This is a genomic window from Rheinheimera oceanensis (assembly GCF_018831085.1).
Lineage (GTDB): Bacteria > Pseudomonadota > Gammaproteobacteria > Enterobacterales > Alteromonadaceae > Alishewanella > Alishewanella oceanensis.
Genome location: NZ_JAGPNM010000032.1, coordinates 1 through 2,381 on the forward strand (window position 1 = coordinate 1; position 2,381 = coordinate 2,381).

The 2,381-nt window shown below is 56.4% G+C and carries 2 protein-coding genes; both read right to left on the bottom strand.

Going from position 1 to position 2,381, the window contains the following annotated elements:
• The coding region (locus J3B89_RS20910; protein WP_215399532.1) for an efflux transporter outer membrane subunit at positions 1–1,361 on the bottom strand (1,361 nt) is incomplete at its 3' end.
• The coding region (locus J3B89_RS20915) for an efflux RND transporter permease subunit (protein WP_215399533.1) at positions 1,354–2,381 on the bottom strand (1,028 nt) is incomplete at its 5' end. The genes J3B89_RS20915 and J3B89_RS20910, both read right to left, overlap by 8 nt.

Here is a 2,381-nt window from a genome sequence, read left to right on the forward strand (position 1 = left end):
CCAAAACTGCGGTAAATGCCGACTAAGCGGATAAAGCTTTGCTGTTGCACTTGTGCCAGTTGGTCGCGGGCGCGTAGCAGTTCGCGTTCGGCGTCAAGTAAGTCGAGGAACTCGCCGGTGCCGGCGTTATAACGCTCACGGGCGATTTGCACGGCTCTGTTACCGGCCTGCCATTGCTGCTCGGTGCTCAGTTGCTGTTCGCGGCTTAAGTTATAACTGCCAAGCGAGAGCTGCATCTCGTTAATGGCGTTAAACACCTGCTGTTCAAACTGGGCCAGCGCCATTTGCGAGCTGGCTTCCGCCTGGCGGATACGGGCTTTAACCGAGCCTAAATCTGCCGCCTGCCAGCTGAGTGTGGGTGCCACTGACCAGCTTTGGGTGTCGCTGCTTAGCGTTAAGCCCGGGCCGGATAAAAAGCCTAAAAAGCCGCGCACTGAGATATTCGGGTATAAATCGGCGGTGGCTACGCCAATTTGTGCGGTACGGGCAGCTAACAAGCGCTCGCTGCTGGCGACATCGGCGCGGTAACGCAGGTAGTTTTCACCGTCGACTACCGCCACCGGTTGTTTCAGCTCAGGCAGGTTGGGGACTGAGCCCAGTTTAAGCTGGCCCGGCCGCTGGCCGAGTAAGGCAGATAAGGTGGCATCGGCGGTTAAGCGTGCTACCCGGTAGCCGGGGATGGCGGCATGCACCTGATGCAGTTGCACGTCTATTTGTGCCAGTTCCAGCTCGGAGGCCATACCGGCCTCTAACCTTGCCAGTACGATAGCGCGGCTTTGCTGCAGGTTTTGCAGGTTTTGCTCGGCCACCACTAAGCGCAGCTGGGCACCGCGGTATTCACCGTAACTGGTGGCGACCTGGCTTATCAGTTGCACCTGGGCATCGTGCCATAATATATCGGCTTGCTGTGCCTGGGCTTCTGCCGCTTCACTGGCGCGGCGTAATTTGCCGAACAGGTCTAAGTCCCAGCTTAAATTGGCACCGGTGCTGTAACCGCGGGTGATGATGCCGTTATCATCCGGTGATAACGTTGGGTTTTCACTGGCCTGGTAAGTGGCGTCTAAGGTGCCTTTGGGCAGAAAGTCGTTATTGGCGTCACGAAACACGGCATAGGCCCGGTCGACGTTGGCCCTGGCTTGCGCCAGGGTACGGTTTTCCACCAGGGCGGTGCTGATAAGCTGATTCAGCACGGCGTCGTCAAATGCCTGCCACCAGCTTTGGGCGTGTTCAGCCTGCTGGTATGGGCTGTTAAAGCTGATATCGGCCACCCTGGCCGGGGTGTGGTAATCCGGCCCGACGGCACAGGCGCTTAATGAGGCTACCAGCACCGCAATGGCGGATAATTTTAACGTATTACGCATAAGGTGCCTCCGCAGTATCGGTGGTTGCTGTTATTGCCGGTTGTTGCGCTTTTTTCTCGCTGTGCTGTGCATGCTTGCCGCGTTTGGCCAGCATGTAGTAAAACAGCGGGGTTAACAGTAAGCCAAAGATGGTTACGCCTATCATGCCGGAGAAGACGGCTACACCCATGGCCTGGCGCATTTCGGCACCGGCGCCGCTGGCAAAGGCCATTGGTACCACGCCCATAATAAAGGCGATAGAGGTCATCAGTATTGGCCGTAACCGCAGGCGGCAGGCTTCCAGAATGGCGTCCAGCGCGCTCATGCCGTGGTCTTGCAGCTCTTTGGCAAATTCGACAATTAAGATGGCGTTCTTTGTTGCCAGGCCCACCAGTACGATTAAGCCAATCTGGGTGAGGATATTGTTATCCCCGCCGTAAATCAGTACGCCGCTCAGCGCCGATAACAGTGTCATCGGGATAATCAGAATAATGGCCAGCGGTAAGCTTAAGCTTTCGTACTGGGCGGCCAGTACCATAAACACCAGCAGGATGACCAGCGGGTAGATAAATACCCCGGCGTTACCGGCCAGAATTTGCTGATAGGTCAGCTCGGTCCATTCGTATGTCATGCCGTTTGGCAGGGTTTCAGCCAGGATTTTTTCAATCGCGGCCTGGGCTTCGCCACTGCTGTAACCCGGTGCCGGGCCACCGTTAATTTCGGCGGTGGTAAAGCCGTTGTAGTGCATAACGCGGTCCGGGCCGGCGCTGTCGGTGACATTGATAAAGGAGCCCAGCGGGATCATTTCACCCCGGCTATTACGCACCTTTAACTGGCTGATTTGCGCCGCGCTTTGGCGGAACTGCTCGTCAGCCTGCACATTTACCTGATAGGTGCGGCCAAACTGATTAAAGTCATTCACATACACTGAGCCCATATACGCCTGCAGGGTCTGGAATACTTCATCCAGTGCTACGCTTTGCTGTTTGGCTTTGGTGCGGTCGATATCCAGGTCCAGCTGCGGTACATTGACCTGGTAGC